General features: G+C 69.2%; 12 protein-coding genes and 2 pseudogenes. 7 read left to right on the top strand and 7 right to left on the bottom strand.

Features of this window, described 5'->3' with window-relative positions; genetic code table 11:
• Nucleotides 1–260: 260 nt before the first annotated feature.
• The 4 genes from ACOJUJ_RS28405 (at nucleotide 261) to ACOJUJ_RS28390 (ending at nucleotide 6,739) form a co-directional block, all read left to right on the top strand.
• Nucleotides 261–884, top strand: a complete 624-nt coding sequence (locus ACOJUJ_RS28405; protein ID WP_420130303.1) for a TetR/AcrR family transcriptional regulator — start codon at nucleotides 261–263, stop codon at nucleotides 882–884.
• A gap of 125 nt (nucleotides 885–1,009) precedes the next feature.
• Nucleotides 1,010–2,386, top strand: coding sequence for a TolC family protein (locus ACOJUJ_RS28400; RefSeq protein ID WP_420130302.1), 1,377 nt, complete (start codon nucleotides 1,010–1,012; stop codon nucleotides 2,384–2,386).
• A gap of 268 nt (nucleotides 2,387–2,654) precedes the next feature.
• Nucleotides 2,655–3,677 carry an efflux RND transporter periplasmic adaptor subunit gene (locus tag ACOJUJ_RS28395; RefSeq protein ID WP_420130301.1) on the top strand — a complete coding sequence of 341 codons (1,023 nt, stop codon included), beginning with the start codon at nucleotides 2,655–2,657 and terminating at the stop codon, nucleotides 3,675–3,677.
• Nucleotides 3,674–6,739, top strand: a complete 3,066-nt coding sequence (locus ACOJUJ_RS28390; protein ID WP_420130300.1) for an efflux RND transporter permease subunit — start codon at nucleotides 3,674–3,676, stop codon at nucleotides 6,737–6,739. Before ACOJUJ_RS28395 ends, ACOJUJ_RS28390 begins: the two co-directional genes overlap by 4 nt.
• A 148-nt stretch (nucleotides 6,740–6,887) precedes the next feature.
• Here the strand turns inward: ACOJUJ_RS28390 and ACOJUJ_RS28385 are convergent, their stop codons facing one another.
• Nucleotides 6,888–7,412: a hypothetical protein gene (locus ACOJUJ_RS28385; RefSeq protein ID WP_420130299.1), complete on the bottom strand. Its 525-nt coding sequence runs from the start codon at nucleotides 7,410–7,412 to the stop codon at nucleotides 6,888–6,890.
• A gap of 190 nt (nucleotides 7,413–7,602) precedes the next feature.
• On the opposite strand from ACOJUJ_RS28385, the gene ACOJUJ_RS28380 reads away from it, so the two are divergent.
• Nucleotides 7,603–8,205 (top strand): hypothetical protein, encoded by a 603-nt coding sequence (locus ACOJUJ_RS28380; protein WP_420130298.1) that lies wholly within the window; start codon nucleotides 7,603–7,605, stop codon nucleotides 8,203–8,205.
• 167 nt (nucleotides 8,206–8,372) lie between these two features.
• Here ACOJUJ_RS28380 and ACOJUJ_RS28375 read toward each other — a convergent pair whose 3' ends face one another.
• The 3 genes from ACOJUJ_RS28375 to ACOJUJ_RS28365 all read right to left on the bottom strand — a co-directional run bounded on the left by ACOJUJ_RS28375 (nucleotide 8,373) and on the right by ACOJUJ_RS28365 (nucleotide 10,365).
• Complete coding sequence (locus tag ACOJUJ_RS28375; RefSeq protein ID WP_420130297.1) at nucleotides 8,373–9,347, bottom strand: hypothetical protein; 975 nt, start codon at nucleotides 9,345–9,347, stop codon at nucleotides 8,373–8,375.
• 238 nt (nucleotides 9,348–9,585) lie between these two features.
• Nucleotides 9,586–9,783, bottom strand: a complete 198-nt coding sequence (locus ACOJUJ_RS28370; RefSeq protein WP_420130296.1) for a hypothetical protein — start codon at nucleotides 9,781–9,783, stop codon at nucleotides 9,586–9,588.
• A gap of 12 nt (nucleotides 9,784–9,795) precedes the next feature.
• A complete protein-coding gene (locus ACOJUJ_RS28365; RefSeq protein ID WP_420130295.1) occupies nucleotides 9,796–10,365 on the bottom strand; it encodes a hypothetical protein in 570 nt (189 codons plus the stop codon).
• Nucleotides 10,366–10,653: 288 nt separating this feature from the next.
• Here ACOJUJ_RS28365 and ACOJUJ_RS28360 point away from each other — a divergent pair.
• Together ACOJUJ_RS28360 and ACOJUJ_RS28355 are read left to right on the top strand one after the other, a co-directional pair.
• Nucleotides 10,654–11,479: pseudogene (locus tag ACOJUJ_RS28360) on the top strand (CbiX/SirB N-terminal domain-containing protein); the annotation flags it as partial.
• Entirely contained in the window at nucleotides 11,453–12,367 is a 915-nt protein-coding gene (locus ACOJUJ_RS28355) for a DR2241 family protein (RefSeq protein ID WP_420130304.1), read from the top strand. The pseudogene ACOJUJ_RS28360 and the gene ACOJUJ_RS28355, both read left to right, overlap by 27 nt.
• Before the next feature lie 245 nt (nucleotides 12,368–12,612).
• Here the strand turns inward: ACOJUJ_RS28355 and ACOJUJ_RS28350 are convergent.
• From ACOJUJ_RS28350 to ACOJUJ_RS28340, 3 genes and pseudogenes are all read right to left on the bottom strand, one after another.
• Nucleotides 12,613–13,065 (bottom strand): annotated as a pseudogene (locus ACOJUJ_RS28350) (CBS domain-containing protein); the annotation flags it as partial.
• 12 nt (nucleotides 13,066–13,077) lie between these two features.
• Complete coding sequence (locus ACOJUJ_RS28345; RefSeq protein WP_420130294.1) at nucleotides 13,078–13,959, bottom strand: CBS domain-containing protein; 882 nt, start codon at nucleotides 13,957–13,959, stop codon at nucleotides 13,078–13,080.
• Between the two features lie 116 nt (nucleotides 13,960–14,075).
• Nucleotides 14,076–14,810, bottom strand: coding sequence for an SURF1 family protein (locus ACOJUJ_RS28340; protein ID WP_420130293.1), 735 nt, complete (start codon nucleotides 14,808–14,810; stop codon nucleotides 14,076–14,078).
• Nucleotides 14,811–15,174: the final 364 nt, after the last annotated feature.

Below are 15,174 nucleotides of genomic sequence, written 5' to 3'. Positions count from 1 at the left end.
CCTCTCCCCCGCCGGGCCTTTTGCTCGTTCCTCGCAACGGCCGGCGACCCCTGCCCCAAACTGCGGGGGAGGGGTGTTGCGGCCAAGGTCGTCGAGCGGGATCGAAGTTCTCCCCTCTCCGTGAGGAACGAACGGGGAGGGGCCGGGGGAGGGGCACCCCGGCGGACGCAGTTCGACCCATCCCTCCACACATCGTTCTTGACACCCTGCTCCGCTGCGGATATCATCCACCTAACATCGTTAAATCACACACCGGAGTTATGGGAACGAAAGAGCGGCGGGAGCGGGAGCGTCTGGAGACACGCGACAAGATCCTCGAAGCGGCGCGCGAGATGTTCGCCACGCAGGGGGTCGAGGCGACCACCATGCGTGCCATCGCCCAGCGCATCGAATACACGCCCACCGCCATCTATCACCACTTCAAGGACAAGGACGCGCTCATCATCGAGCTGTGCCACGGCGACTTCGCAAAGCTGGGGCGGCAGTTCACGCAGATGGAGCGCATCGAGGACCCGGTAGAGCGGCTGCGGCGGATCGGCATGGCGTACGTGGAGTTCGCCATCCACAACCCGCACCACTACCAGATCATGTTCATGACGCGCACGCCCGCGCACGTGCACTCGGACAAGAACCCGGAAGAGGACGCGTACGGCTTTCTGCTGCAGACGGTGCAGGACGGCATTGACGTGGGCCGGTTTCGCCCGGAGCTGACGGACGCGCACCAGCTGGCGCAGATGACGTGGAGCAGCGTGCACGGCATCATCTCGCTGCAGATCGCCAAGTGCCAGGACCCGTGGATGGAATGGCGCGACCTGCGGACCACGGCAAAGGCCATCATCGACGCGCTGATCCGCGGAATCCTCCGCGAGGGACAGCAGGCGTAATCCGCCTGCCGGCCCACGCGGAGGTTCTTTTTGCCCATCGACTTAACAACGTTAGATACATGCACGCAGTCAGATCTTCCCACGCTGTTCTGCAAACTCTCTCACCCCGGCTGGAGGTGGACCCCATGCGGTACCCGGATGGACGATCGACACCGGTGGCGCGGATGGCCGCCGCGCTGCTCTCCTTTTCGCTCCTTGCCGCGGCGCCACTCCGGGCGCAGGTGGACGATCCGCTCAGCGGGTACGTGCGGCAGGCGATTGAAGGCAACCTGGGCCTGCGCCAGGAGCGCCTGGCCGCCGACCGCGCCGACGCCGAGGTGCGCGAGGCGCGCGGCCTGTTTCTCCCCACCGTCGCGTTTGACGCGCGGTACAGCGAGATGAGCGGGGGGATGAACATCGGCGACCTGGTGAATCCGGCGTACGGCGCGCTGAACGAACTCACCGGGACCGATCGGTTTCCCACGGACGTGGACGCGCGGCTGCCGCTGTCGCAGGAGACGCGCGTCCGCATCGCCCAGCCGCTCTTTCAGCCCGCCATCGGCGAGAACCATCGCCTGCGCCGCACCCTGCGCGACCTGCAGGGCCACGCGCTGAACACCGCCACCCGCCAGCTCGCCGCCGACGTGCAGAGCGCCTACCTGGACTACGCGCGCTCCGTCCGCGTGGTGGAGCTGTATCGATCCACCCTTCCGCTGCTGGACGAGAACCTTCGCGTGGCCGAGCGCCTGGTCGCGCGCGGCACCGCCGCGCCGGACGCCGTGCTGCGCGCCCGCGCCGAGCGTGGCGAGACGCAGCAGGCGCTGGCGGAGGCCGAGGTGCGCAGCCAGTCCGCGATGCGCCGCTTCAACCACCTGCTGAACCGGGGCCTGGACACGCCGGTTGAGGTGCTGCCGGACAGCGCGCTCGCCTTTGCCATGACGGTGGATGAGGACCATGCCGTGCGCCGCGCGCTCGCCGGCCGCGAAGAGCTGCGCCAGTCCGACGCGGGGATCGCGGCGGCGGAAAGCCAGGTGCGCCTGGCCGGCGCCGCGCGCCTGCCCACCGTGGCGCTGGCGGTGGATTACGGCGTCCAGGGCAACGATTACCGCCTGAGCGCGGACGACGACTTTGCCGTCGCCTCACTGGTGGTGCAGTGGAGCGCCTTCAACGGCGGGCAGACGGGCGCGCGGCGGCAGCAGGCGCGCATCTCCGCCGACCAGGCCCGCGCCGGCCGTGCACAGGTGGAGCAGCAGATCGAGTTGCAGGTGCGCACGGCGTACCGCTCCGCCCAAGTCGCGCGCGGCGCCATCGCCACCGCGGAGGACCGCCTGGCCGCCGCCCGCCGCACCTACGAGCTGGTGGAGCGCCGCTACCAGGAGGGCATCGCGCCGCAGATCGAACTCATCGACGCCCGCACCGCCTACACGTCGGCAGGCCTCAACCTGATCCTGACCCGCTACGACTACGCCGCCCGCTGGGTGCAGCTGGAGCGCGCCGCCGCGCTGCGGAATCTGGGGAACTGAAGTGCGTGAGTACGAAAGTACGAAGGTACGAAAGTACGAAGGTACGAAAGTACGAAGGTACGGAAGTACGAGAGTGCGAAAGTGTGTGTCCGACGGCGTGAACGTGCGGATCGCCCCTACCCCTCCCCCGGGGTTGGGGGAGGGGTCGCCGGCCGTCGCGAGGAACGAGCGAAAGGCCCGGCGGGGGAGAGGGCCCGTCGGAAACGCGCCGCCTGAATCTGCCTGAGCTGTCAACCCGAATCCAAAGGAGGTTGCAATGCATAAAACGATGATGATCCTGCCACTGCTGGTCTTGGCCGCCTGCGGGCGCGACGCGGCCGCGGAGGCGCCGCGGGTGCCGGACGCGGTGGCGGTGCGGACTGCGCCGGTGACGCGCGAGTGGGTCACGCGGCCGGTAGAGGCCACGGGCACGCTGCACAGCAAGGACGAGATCCAGCTGTCCTTCAAGATCGGCGGGATCGTGGCGCGGGTGCTTGTAGCGGAAGGGCAGCAGGTGCGCCGTGGCCAGCCGCTGGCCACGCTGGACCTGCGCGAGATCGACGCGCAGGTGGCGGCGGCGCGCAGCGGGGTGGACAAGGCGCAGCGCGACCTGGACCGCGCCGAGGCGCTGTACGCGGACAGCGTCGCCACGCTGGCGCAGGTGCAGGACGCGCGCACGGGGGCGGACGTGGCCCGCAGCGGGCTGCAGGCGGCTGCGTTCAACCGGCGCTACGCCACCATCGTCGCCCCGGCGGACGGGGTGGTGCTGCGGCGGCTGGCGGAGGGCGGCGAGCTGGTGGCCCCTGGCGCGCCGATCGTCGTGCTGGGCAGCAGCGAGCGGGGGCAGGTGCTGCGCGTGGGCGTGGCCGACCGCGACGCCGTCCGCCTGAAGCCCGGCGACGCGGCCACCGTGCGCTTCGATGCCTTTCCCGGCGAGCCGTTCGCCGGCTCCGTGCGCGAGGTGGCGCCCGCGGCGGACCCCATGACGGGGACGTATCAGGTGGAGGTGTCCGTCTCCGGCGGGGGCAAGCCGCTGGCGTCCGGCCTCGTAGGGCGGGTGGAGCTGCGGCCAGCGGCGGGGACGGAGATGGCGCTGGTGCCCATCTCCGCCATCCTGGAGGCGGACGGCACCGAGGCGACCGTCTACACGCTGGCGGCGGATGGGCGCACGGCCAGGCGGCTGCCGGTGACCGTCGGCTTCATCGCGGGGGAACGCGTGGCGGTGAGCGGCGGGCTGGATGGCGTGGCGAACGTGGTGACGGACGGCGCGGCGTACCTGGGCGACGGCGTGGCCGTAAAGGTGGTCCCATGATCAGCCGCATCACGGAGTTCTTCATCGACCGGTACCAGCTGACCGTCGTGCTCTTCCTGATGCTGGCGGTGATGGGGATCAGCTCGTGGGCCAGCATCCCCAAGGCGGAGGATCCCGCCATCCCCATCCCCACCTACATCATCGTCGCGGTCTACCCCGGCGCGCGGGCGGGGGACGTGGAGCAGCTGGTGGTGGACCCCATCGAGGAGCGGATGGGCGAGCTGGATGCCATCAAGCAGATCAAGAGCGAAGTGGAAGACGGCGTGGCCGTGCTGAACGTGGAGTTCGAGCCGGAAGAGGACGCGGACGAGAAGTACGACGAAGTGCTGCGCGAGGTGAACGCGCTGCGCCCCAGCCTTCCCGCGGACCTGCGCTCGCTGGAGGTGGACCGCGTGAACGCCAGCGACGTGAACATCGTGCAGCTGGCGCTGGTGAGCGAAACGCTGCCCTACCACGAGCTGCAGCTGCGCGCGGAGCGGCTGGAGGAGCGCATCGAGGCCGTCCCTGGCGTAAAGAGCGCGGAGACGTGGGGTTTTCCGGAGCGCGAGGTGGGCGTGCGGCTGGACCTGGGACGGCTGGCGCAGCTGCGCATTCCCCCAGGGCAGGTGATGCAGGCCATCGGCAGCGACAACGCCAACCTGCCGGGGGGAACGGTGGACGCCGGCAGCCGCCGCTTCAGCGTAAAGACCAGCGGCGAGTACGGCTCGCTGGACGAGGTGCGCAACACCGTGGTCCGCGCGGCCGGCGGCAACGTCACCTTTCTGCGCGACGTGGCGGACGTGGACTGGAGCTACGGCGACGCCACGCACATCGCCCGCTTCAACGGCCGCCGCGCGGTGTTCGTGACCGCCAACCAGCTGCCGGACGCCAACATCGGCACCGTGCGCGACGGGGTGTGGAAGGAGCTGGATGGGTACGAAAAGACACTGCCGCCCGGCGTAAAGCTGGAGCGCGGCTTCGACCAGTCGAAGAACGTGCGCGAGCGGCTGAGCCACCTGGGGCGCGACTTCGGCATCGCCATCGTCCTGGTTCTGCTGACGCTGCTGCCGCTGGGCGTGCGCGCGGCGGGGATCGTGATGGTGAGCATCCCCCTTTCCCTGGCAATGGGGCTCACCGCGCTGAACCTGACCGGGTTCACCATCAACCAGCTTTCCATCGTAGGCTTTGTGATCGCGCTGGGGCTGCTGGTGGACGATTCCATCGTCGTCGTCGAGAACATCAGCCGCTTCCTGCGCGAGGGCAGGTCGCGGCGCGAGGCGGCGCTGATGGCCACGCGGCAGATCTCCATCGCGGTGGTGGGATGCACGGCCACGCTGATCTTCGCGTTTCTGCCGCTGATCTTTCTCCCCGGCAACGCGGGCAAGTTCATCCGGGTGATGCCGCTCACCGTCGTCTACACGGTGCTGGCGTCCCTGATCGTCTCGCTGACCATCGTTCCCTGGCTGGCCAGCCGCACGCTGTCGCGGACGGAGGACCCGGAGGGGAACGTGTTCATGCGCTGGCTGCACCGCGTGATCGGCGCCACGTACGCGCCGGTGCTGCACCGCGCTCTGGCGCGTCCGGGCCGCACCCTTGCGGGCGCCGCCGCGCTCTTCGTCGCGTCGCTGGCGCTGGTGCCGGCCGTCGGCTTCTCGCTCTTTCCGAAAGCCGGCACGCCGCAGTTCCTGGTGGACGTCTCCACGCCCGACGGCAGCAGCCTGGCCGAGACGGACCGCGCCGCCCGCTTCGCCGAGCGCATCGTCAGTCAGCAGCCGGGCGTGGCGTCGGTGATGGCCAACGTGGGGCGCGACAACCCGCAGGTGTACTACAACGTCATTCCCCGCAACGAGAACGCGGGCGTGGCGCAGCTGTTCGTCACCCTGGACGAGTACGATTCCAGGGACACGCCCGCCATGCTCGACACGCTGCGGGCGCGGTTCGCGGCGTATCCCAACGCGCGCATCGAGGTGCGCGAGTTCGAGAACGGCCCGCCGATCGACGCGCCGCTGGCCATCCGCCTTACCGGCCCGGATCTGGACACGCTGCGCACGCTGGCGGCGCGGGTGGAGCGCGTCATCACCGCCACCCCGGGGACGATGTACGTGGACAACCCGGTGCGGCTGGCGCGCACGGACCTGAAAGTAGACGTGGACCAGCACAAGGCGGGGATGTTCGGCATCCCCGCCATCGAGGTGGACCGCACCATCCGCCTGGGGATCGCGGGGCTCAGCGCGGGCGTGTACCGCGACGGCACGGGCGAGGAGTATCCCATCCGCGTGCGACTGCCGCACCAGGGAATGCCCACGGTAGAGGCGCTGGACCGCGTCTACGTGACGTCGCTCACGGGGGCCACGGTGCCGCTGCGGCAGGTGGCGGACGTGCGCTTTGCCAGCTCGCCGCCGCGCATTGCGCACCACGAGCAGCAGCGCGCGGTCACCGTGACCAGCTACGTGCGCAGCGGCTTCAACACCGACCGGGTGACGCGCGGCGTGCTGGAAGAGCTTGAGGGGATGCAGCTTCCCGACGGCTACCGCTGGACGGCCGCGGGCGAGATCGAGAGCCGGCAGGAGAGCTTTGGCGGGGTGGGCGGCGCGGTGATCGTGGCCACGTTCATGATCCTGGCCATCCTGGTCCTGGAGTTCCGTACCTTCCGCAGCACGCTGATCGTGGCCTCGGTGATCCCGCTGGGCCTCGTCGGCGGCATCGCGGCGCTGTGGATCACCGGCCACACGCTCTCGTTCACGGCGACGATCGGCTTCGTGGCGCTGATCGGCATCGAGATCAAGACCTCGATCCTGCTGGTGGATTTCACCAACCAGCTGCGCGAGGAGGGGATGGGGCTGGTGGATGCGATCCAGAAGGCGGGCGAGATCCGCTTCGTCCCCATCGTGCTGACGACGTTGACGGCGATCGGCGGGCTGCTGCCGCTGGCGCTGGAGGGCTCGTCGCTCTACTCGCCGCTGGCCTGGGTCATCATCGGCGGCCTGATTTCGTCCACCATCCTGGCGCGCCTGGTGACGCCGGTGATGTACAAGCTGCTCGCGCCCGCGGTGGAGCTGCGCACGGCACCGGCCGTGGCGTGATCCGCCCAAAGATTGGCCTCACACAGAGTTAACAGAGTCAACAGGGTTTGTCTCTCGCGCTGAACAAACTCTGTTGACTCTGCTGACTCTGTCTCTGTGTGAGGAAATGCCGTCCAGGCGTGTCGATACCGGATGGCCTCGGACGCGGCTAGGGATTGGTGACGCGCACCAGGCGGTACTCGTTGCGGAACTGCCAGGGTGAGCGCGTTTCCTTCAGCATCCGCAGCGTGTCGCCGGAGAGGGTGATGGTGTGGCGCGCGGGCTCCGGGCGGTCGTTGTCGATCACCGTCCCCGTCACCACCATCCGCCCACCCGCGGCACTCGTGAATCCCTCCACCATACCGATGTCGAACGTATCGTCCCCCATCACGTAGCGCCCCGCCGGCAGGTCGATGCGGTGAACACCCTGCGACGTGACGTTCTCCCCGTTGGGCTCCGTGTACACGTAGGCCATCGTGAGCGTCCTTCCGTCGTCCGACGCGTCCGCCGTGAGCCGCGTGACCAGCTGTACGCGGCGGTCGGTGCGGTAGTCGGCGTACTCCAACACGCCGCTCCAATTGCCGTCCAGCGCGGCAAACACGTCGGCGGGTGGCGGCGGGTCTGCGGCCGGGGCCGCCGTGGTGCAGGCCACCAGCGAGGCGGCGATCAGAAGGACGCGGGAGATGGAGTGCATCGATGGCTTCCGGGCGGGGGGATCGACAGGCCGCAGGCGCCAAGATGATTCGGCCGAACCGCATGCACAAGGTTTGTGCACGGTTGTCGATCTGGACGAATCCTCCGCCTCCCGGTAGACAACAAACGATTACGCATCCATATTCATCCGCCTATCCATCCTCCACGCAATCACTTCCCAGCCAGACTCGATGCGCATTCCCATGCTCGCGGCGATCGCCGCATTGCTGCTTTCCGTGCCCGCCGCCGCCCAGCAGGCTTCCGATGGCCTGAGCGGCACGCGCGTCCGCGTGACCTCGCCCAACTTCATCCCCGCGCCGGTCACGGGCACGGTAAGCTCGTACACGCACGAGGCCATCGTCGTGGTGGACGAGGTGACGGGCGATTCCGTCCGGCTGCCGCTGCGCTCCGTGTCGCGGCTGGACAAGTTCGCGGGCGGCAGCGCGGCGTCCACGGCGTGGTACCGCGGCCGGGTGGGCGCATTCGTCGGCGCCGGGCTGGGGCTCATCGGCGGGCCGCTGCTGGCCAAGGTGGTGGACAAGGAGATGGGCGAGATGGCCTTCATCGGTGGCGGCGTGGGCCTGGTCTCCGGCTTTACGCTTGGCGCCATCGCCGGAGCCGTCGCGCCCCGCGAGCGCTGGTCGTGGATCCTCCGGCCCTGGGGCTACGACTCCGACCTGCGCCCCGCGCCGCCAGTCCCACCGGTTCCGCCGCAGCCGCCCGTCCAGCCGCAGCTGCCGGCCGAGCCGATGCCGCAGACCCCGCCTCCCCCGCCACCCGCGGTCCAGCCGTAGCCTCCCGGGGCCTCCACCCGATTCGTCCTGAGCCGTTGAAGCCCCGCGCAGTTGGCGGGGCTTTCCCGTTTTCTGGAGCCGGGCTCTGCCGCGTCGGCAGGATACATGAGGCCGCGGCGAGGCGATTGCCTCTTCGCGGCCTCTCGTAAGCCAACCAGCTCTTCTAGCTACCGATCGACCGGGAGCCAGCGGCAGCGGTCCGTGTTCAACAGAAAGCCGGTGATGGATGTTTCCGCCCGCTCGTCCTCGGTCAGGCGCTGCTGCAGCACGAACAGCGTGTCGCCGCGAAACAGCACCCGGGGCGATGTGTCCTTGCTCAACGGCAGCGCTCCGTCCACGCACGCGCGCCGACGGTCTGCGGAGAGCACGCTCACGAACCCGTCCGCCGTGAACGAGCTGCCGTTCACCACCTGGTCCAGGTGCACCGCGGCGACGCGACCATCGGCGAACCGACCCAGCCCGAACAGCGCCGAAGCGCTGGCGATCATCTCCGGCCACTGCAGCTTGGGCAGCCGCTTGACAATGTCGTCGGGAACCCCGCGCCGAGCGCGGATGGGCAGGCTCACCGTGTCCACCAGCGTGCCCCCCTGCGTCGCCAGGTGCAGGTCGTCGCTACCCGCATACCCCACCAGCAGCGTATCGGCCCAGGGCACCACGAATACGGACGAATAGATGCCGGCCAGCGGCTGCGATTCGCGGTATTCGCGCGGCAGCGGGATCATGTAGCGCACGCTGTCGGAGTCCAGGTCCCACCGGGCCACGGCCGTGCCGTGCGTGCTGTTCTGCATCCCCAGCCAGGCGGTGTTCCCCACCAGGCGCACGTCCCGGAAAATCCCTTCGTGCCGCCGGCCGCCCTGCACCTGTCCCGTGCGGCGATCGAAGACGTGAAAGACGCTCTGCCTTCCCTCGTTCACGAACAGTTCGTTTCCGCGGGAGAACATCAGGTTGATCTGCGCGAACTCCCCCGGACCTGTGCCCTTGCGCCCAAAGGTGCGGGCAATGCGCCCGGAGCGGTCGATCTGCAGCAGCCGTCCCGCAAACTGGTCGGTGACGTAGAACGACCCGTCTGCGGGCTCAAACCCAAAGTCGCCCAGGCTGCTCAGGAACAGCGAATCGCTTTCCTGCAGCACCAGCCGTGACACGGCGGTCAGTCCGGGACCGCCAGCGGTGGCGTCCGCACCCCCGCCTGGCTTTGCCTGGTCCCGGCATGCACCCAACAAAAGACAGAGTGCCACCACCAGCGCGCCGGGAGTAAGACGAGAAGTGAACGATTGCAAGATGAAGCCTGGCATGTTGAACAGGGGGAACAGATCGCAGGAACAGTGGGCAACGACCGTCATTCAGGTTGGCTGAACCTGGACTGGCAGCCGGTTGGATGCTCTACTCGATCTCGGCGGTGCGGCACGGGCAGACGTGCACGCTGCCGTCGCACGCCGCCGGGCACTTGCCCAGCGCGTCCTTCCAAAGCCACACGGTGTTGGGGTCGTCGGCGCGCGCCTCCCGATAGTTGAACCCGAGGCTCATTCCCACCGCGACGGCGACGCCAGCGGCGATCCTGGCGAAAGGTGCTTTCCGCATATCGATTTCTCCTCATTCAGGTTGGTTAACGAAAGTTCTCGGACCAGACTGCAACAGTGCTGCGACCTGCCCCTGTTCAAACACTTTGAGCAGTGGTGACTCCGGTGCACCCACAGGCACCTGCTCCGACAAGACGATCTTTCCATCAGCCGCCAGGTACTCGTACGGCGTGGGGACTCGCGCGTATCCCCGTGGCGTGCCCAGAACCGCATCGGGCTTGATGCGGAACAGCAGGAGTTGCTTGCGGTCCGCCTCGCTGGGCGCGCGGGTGAGCACAAGGAGAACCCGCCCGGGATTCCGCCGCTCCCACTCCAGCCAGCGGCTGATGTGGTTGCCGCAGACAACGATGTCCGACGGATCCAGCAGCAGGATCACCGAAGGCGCCTGTGCCGTAACGTGCTGCGCCAGGGTTCCTCCTGAGGCGACCGGGTAGTTCAGGATGTTGGTCTCCGGCGCACTGCACCCCGCCGCAAGAACCGCCAGGACACAACGCACGGCACGCCGCCGACTCATCAGCAGGGACGGGCGATCTACCTGGCAACGTTCGGAATACCGGCCTGACGCGAAGCAGAGAATCGACATTTTGCAATCGATACAAGCACCTTAAGAGACGTTACATTCCATGGCGTCTTGGAGGATAAGGTGCGTACAATGAGGATGCAACAATTTTCTTCTGAAATCGTACTCTCGCAGATGAGGTAGCCCACCACAGCGCGCCATTACGAACGTGAACCGGAGCTTCGCGTCGATCCCCATGTGGTTGGCAGGTCACCGCCGTATCCACAGTCGTTTTCCGTTCCCTTGCCCCCCGCCCCCCGCCGGCCCATCTTCGGCGCGTCGTAACAACGTTTGCCGAAGGAGCGGAAGCAGTTGCAGGCATTGATCATCATCGGCCACGGGTCGCACCTGAACGCCGAATCCAGCGCACCCGTCTACGCGCACGCGGCGGCCATCCGGGCCACGGGCGCGTTCGACGAGGTGCGCGAGTGCTTCTGGAAGGAAGAGCCCTCCATGCGCGAGGTGTTCGACCTGGTAGAGGCCGACGACGTGTACGTGGTCCCCCTCTTCATCTCCGAAGGCTACTTCACGGAAGAGGTGATTCCGCGCGAGCTGGGTCTGGACGGGCCGGCGCCCTCCGTCACCCGCAAGCTGGGGAAGACCATCCGCTACACCAAGCCGGTGGGCACGCACCCCTCCATGTCGCGGATGATCCTGCGCCGCGCGGAAGAAACGGCGGGGCTTACCGACGACGAGGCGCGGGAAACGGGGCTCATCATCATCGGCCACGGCACGGAGCGGAACAGCAACTCGTCCGAGGTCATCTACCGCGTGAGCCGCGAGGCCGACGAAGCGGGGGTGTTCGGCCACGTGCGCACCGGGTTCCTGGACCAGGAGCCGGAGGTGGGGGAGGTGCTGGAGTCGATGGAGGAGCGGCGGATCGTGCTCGTCCCCTTCTTTGTCGCCGAGGGGTGGCACACGCAGGAAACCATCCCCGACGACCTGGGGATCAACCGCCCCGCCGTCAGCCCGATGACGGAAAAGGACGGGCGCACGATCTTCTACGCCGCGCCCGTGGGCACCTTTCCGGAGATCGCGCAGATCGTGCTGCAGCGCGCCCGCGAGGCTGGCGCCGCGGCGGGGGCAGCGGCCGGTGTCTGACGCCCCGCAGGTGCGCGGCGCCCACGCGGCCGGCGGTATCCCCGCGGCGCGCCAGGCGCTGACCGAGTGGATCGACGCGGCCGGCGAGGCGGGTCGCACCTTCCTGCAGGTGCGCCTTCTCCGCACGGGCGACACGCAGTACGAAATCCGCCACGCGCGCGACGTCCTCCGCTCCATTCCTTCGCTGGAGACGGTGACGAGCGATCCGTACGCCGCCCGCTACATCGCGCAGATGACCAACGGCGGCGAGCACCGCCCGCTCAAGACCGCGCCCAACCTGCGGCAGGGTTGGGCGCTGGTGGATCTGGACGCGCGGGCGCTGTGGACGGCGCTGGACTACCTGTATCCCGCCTGCGCGCTGCACTGGTACGCGGAGCTGGCCGGTACGCTGCGCGTCACGCACTGGCGCGAGGTCGCCGCGCGGCAGAGCGGGATGTACGGCGCGGTAAAGCTGCTTCCGCCGGACGTGGTGCGGAACACCGTGCGTGCCTGCTGCGGCGATGCCGCGTGCCTGCGCCGCGTGGCGTGGGAGGTGGATGCGGATACGCCGCTGGACCTGCCCAGCGAGGGCGAGACCACCGGCGAGGCGCTGGTGCCGTGTCCGGAAGCGTGCTCCATGTTCATCTCCTTCGCGCGGCAGGTGCTGGTGCTGGAGCGCGCGCCGCGGCACGAGCTTCCCGGCCTGGGCCGTCTGGGCGTGGAGGAGATCGAGCAGGTGCGCGAGATCGCCACCTCCGCCGCCGCGGGCACGCTGGGCTCCGCGCGCGAGGGCGAGTTCGGCGAGGGAACCAACAGCCGGCGGATGCGCTACCTGGCCCTGCGCCTGGCGGAGGAAAAGTCCCGCATCGGCGACCTTCCCGCCCCCGAGCTTCCCTGCGAAGGCTGCCCCAAAGCCGTCCCCTGCCGCGGGTGCCCGATGGTGTGATGGTGTGATGGTGTGATGGTGTGATGGTCGTGAGCCGCTCCGACAGCGCGCCACCTCATCCGAAAACTCACCGTCGTCGGCCCACGCCCCACCCCTCCCCCGGGGTTGGGGGAGGGGTCGCCGGCCGTCGCGAGGAACAGCGAAAGGCCCGGCGGGGGAGAGGGCCCGGGGGCGCGGCTCGTAAATCAAAGGGAGGCCCGGTTGCCCGGGCCTCCCTTGGCGTTGCGCCGATTCGCGGAGAACGGTCAGACGTTCTCGCTGCCGGGGTCGTTCATGGCGCGGGAATCATTGTTCCCCGTCGATCCACCAGACGCATTCATCCCCCCGGTGTTCGTCGTCCCGCCAGCGTTCGCCCCGCCGGCGTTCATCCCGCCCGCGCTCGCTCCGCCGTACGACTCGCGCTGGCCGGTGCCGCCCAGGTTGCTCACGGCGCTGCGAACGGCGCCCATGATCCCCCCGCCGCCACCGCCGCCGCGGTTCTGGCTGGAGCGCCCGCCCCAGCGGCCGCGCGGGTTGCCGGGCTCGGAGATGCTCTCCACCGTGTCGGCAAAACTGCGCTGGCCCTGCGGCGTGTCGACCTCCGTCGCCACGTCGGCCTGCGCGATGATGCCGACGAGGCGCCCCTCGCGGTCGGTGATGGGCACGCGGCGCACCTGCTCGCGCTCCATCACGCTCAGCACGTCACGCAGCGAGTCGTTGTTGTTGCAGGTTTACACCGGCGTGGTCATCACCTCCATCACCCGCGTGGTGTTGGCGTCCTTGCCATCGGCCACGGCGCGGATGGTGATGTCGCGGTCGGTAAGCACCCCTTTGAGGCGCTTGCTGCTCTCGCTCTCCACCACGGGGATGATGCCCACGTCCAGGTCGCGCATCTTGCGCGCGGCGTCGGCCAGCGAGGTTTCCGGCGTCACCGTCTCCGGATTGTCGGTCATCACGTCGGCCGCGCGCAGACGGCGCGTCTCATCCTGCTGCTGGCCGCCGTACGTGTACGCGCCCAAGCCGGTGCTGCCGTACGACGAGCCGCCACCCGCGTCGCTGCCGGTGGCGTATCCGCCGTACCCCTGCCCGCCGCTGGTGTAGCCGGCACCGCCGCCGTACCCGCCCGTCCCGCCGCCGTACCCCGACCCGCCGCCGCTTCCGTATCCACCGCCGCCGTATCCACCACCGCCGCCGTACCCAAAGCCGCCGCGCTGCTGGCTGCCGCGGCCAAAGTCGCCCTGTCCGCCGCCGCCGTACCCGCCGCCGAAGCCCGAGTCGGCCCCGTAGCCGTAGTCCTGGCCGCCGCCGCCGTAACCGCCGCTACGATTCCCGCCGCCGCCCAGGGTGCCACCGGAGGTGGAGCCGTAGCCGTAGCCGCCGTACCCGCCACCCGCGTTGAAGTCGTTGTCGTACGCGCCGCCGCCGGGGCCAAACCCGGAGCGGCCGGCGTTGTACTGGCTGCCGCCGCCGTAGTTGGAATCGGAGCCCATGCCGCCGTACTCGCCGCGAGAGGCGCCGCCACCCGCATCCTGCCCGCCGCCGTAGCCACCCTGCCCGTACCCGCCCGCGCCGCTCCAGCGATCCCGGCCGTAGTCGCGTCCGTAGCGTGCCATGTTTTTCCTCCCGTTCGAGTGGATTTCTCCTGCCCAAACCTGGCCCCCGGTTCACGGGCCAAGGGAGGCGGTGCGAGTGCAAGATGGATACCCCCCGCCCACCCGAACTCGTGTCTTCACGCGGCTTTGCGGTGCCGCAGCAGCAGGATCGCCAGGCCGATGACCCCGATGGTGGCGAAGCTGAACCACTGCACCGCGTAGCTCAGGTGGTTTCCCTCGGAGAGCGCCGGCAGCGGCTCCGGCAGCGGCGGCGAACCCGCATCACCCCCCTGCGCCGGAAGCTGCTGCAGCACCAGCGGGATCACCGGCCCCGGCGCGCGTGCCTGCGCCTGCGCCAGGTCCACGCGGCGCCAGGTGCTGTCCGTCCCCGCGCGCCCCGCGAACGGCAGCCCGCGATCCGCGTCCGACGTGATCGGCAGCAGCGCGCCGGACACGCGGACCGGACCGTCGACCCGCAGCGGGCGCACGTCGGCCGTGGTACCGTCGGGCGAGGGCACCCAGCCGCGGTTCACCATTACCACGCGTCCATCCGCCAGCACCAGCGGCGACACCAGGTGCACACCCGGCCGCCCTTCGCGCGAGCGGCCGCGCACCACCATGTCGCCCGCGTGGTGGTAGCGTCCCCGCGCCTCCGCCCGCCGCCACATGAAGGACCGCGGATCGGACGTGAGTGCGGCGGGTGCGGCGGAGTCCAGGCGCAGCGGCGGCTGGACGGTCGCGGCGCGGATGGAGGCGTTGCGGGCGCGCCGCTGCTCCAGCCGGTCCAGCTGCCAGAATCCCAGCCGCACGCACAGCGCGCACATCCCCAGGATGAAGATCGCGGCCACCGCGCCGCGAACGGTAAGCTTCACGTGGTCCCGTCTTGTCGATCGATAGAGAAGGATTGGCCCGACAGGAAGTTACGGCGGATCGACAAGGATGAAAACCAGGAGGCCTCGGCTTCGGAGAGCTACGACCCGCTACGGTAATCCCGACGGCAGATTTCTCAGTCGTGCGCCGGGTGCGGAGCATCGGAGGGGCGCGCGGCGCTCGTTCGAAATGACAGCCCAGGTATAGATGTCGATGACCCCGGCGAGCCTTCCACGTGGCTTACACTCGCCACCCACGACGCCGCCTCGATTCCGCGAAGGCGGGATTCGTGTCGTCGTTGCCGCGAATTGATTCGCCCTTGCAGGTGGGCAGGCGAAAAGAGGCGCCGGCCTCACCCAGGCCGGC

It is taken from the genome of Longimicrobium sp. (assembly GCF_048594345.1).
Taxonomy (GTDB): Bacteria; Gemmatimonadota; Gemmatimonadetes; order Longimicrobiales; family Longimicrobiaceae; genus Longimicrobium.
The sequence above is the reverse complement of the archived record's forward strand: the minus strand, read 5'-3'. Positions and strand labels throughout refer to the sequence as shown.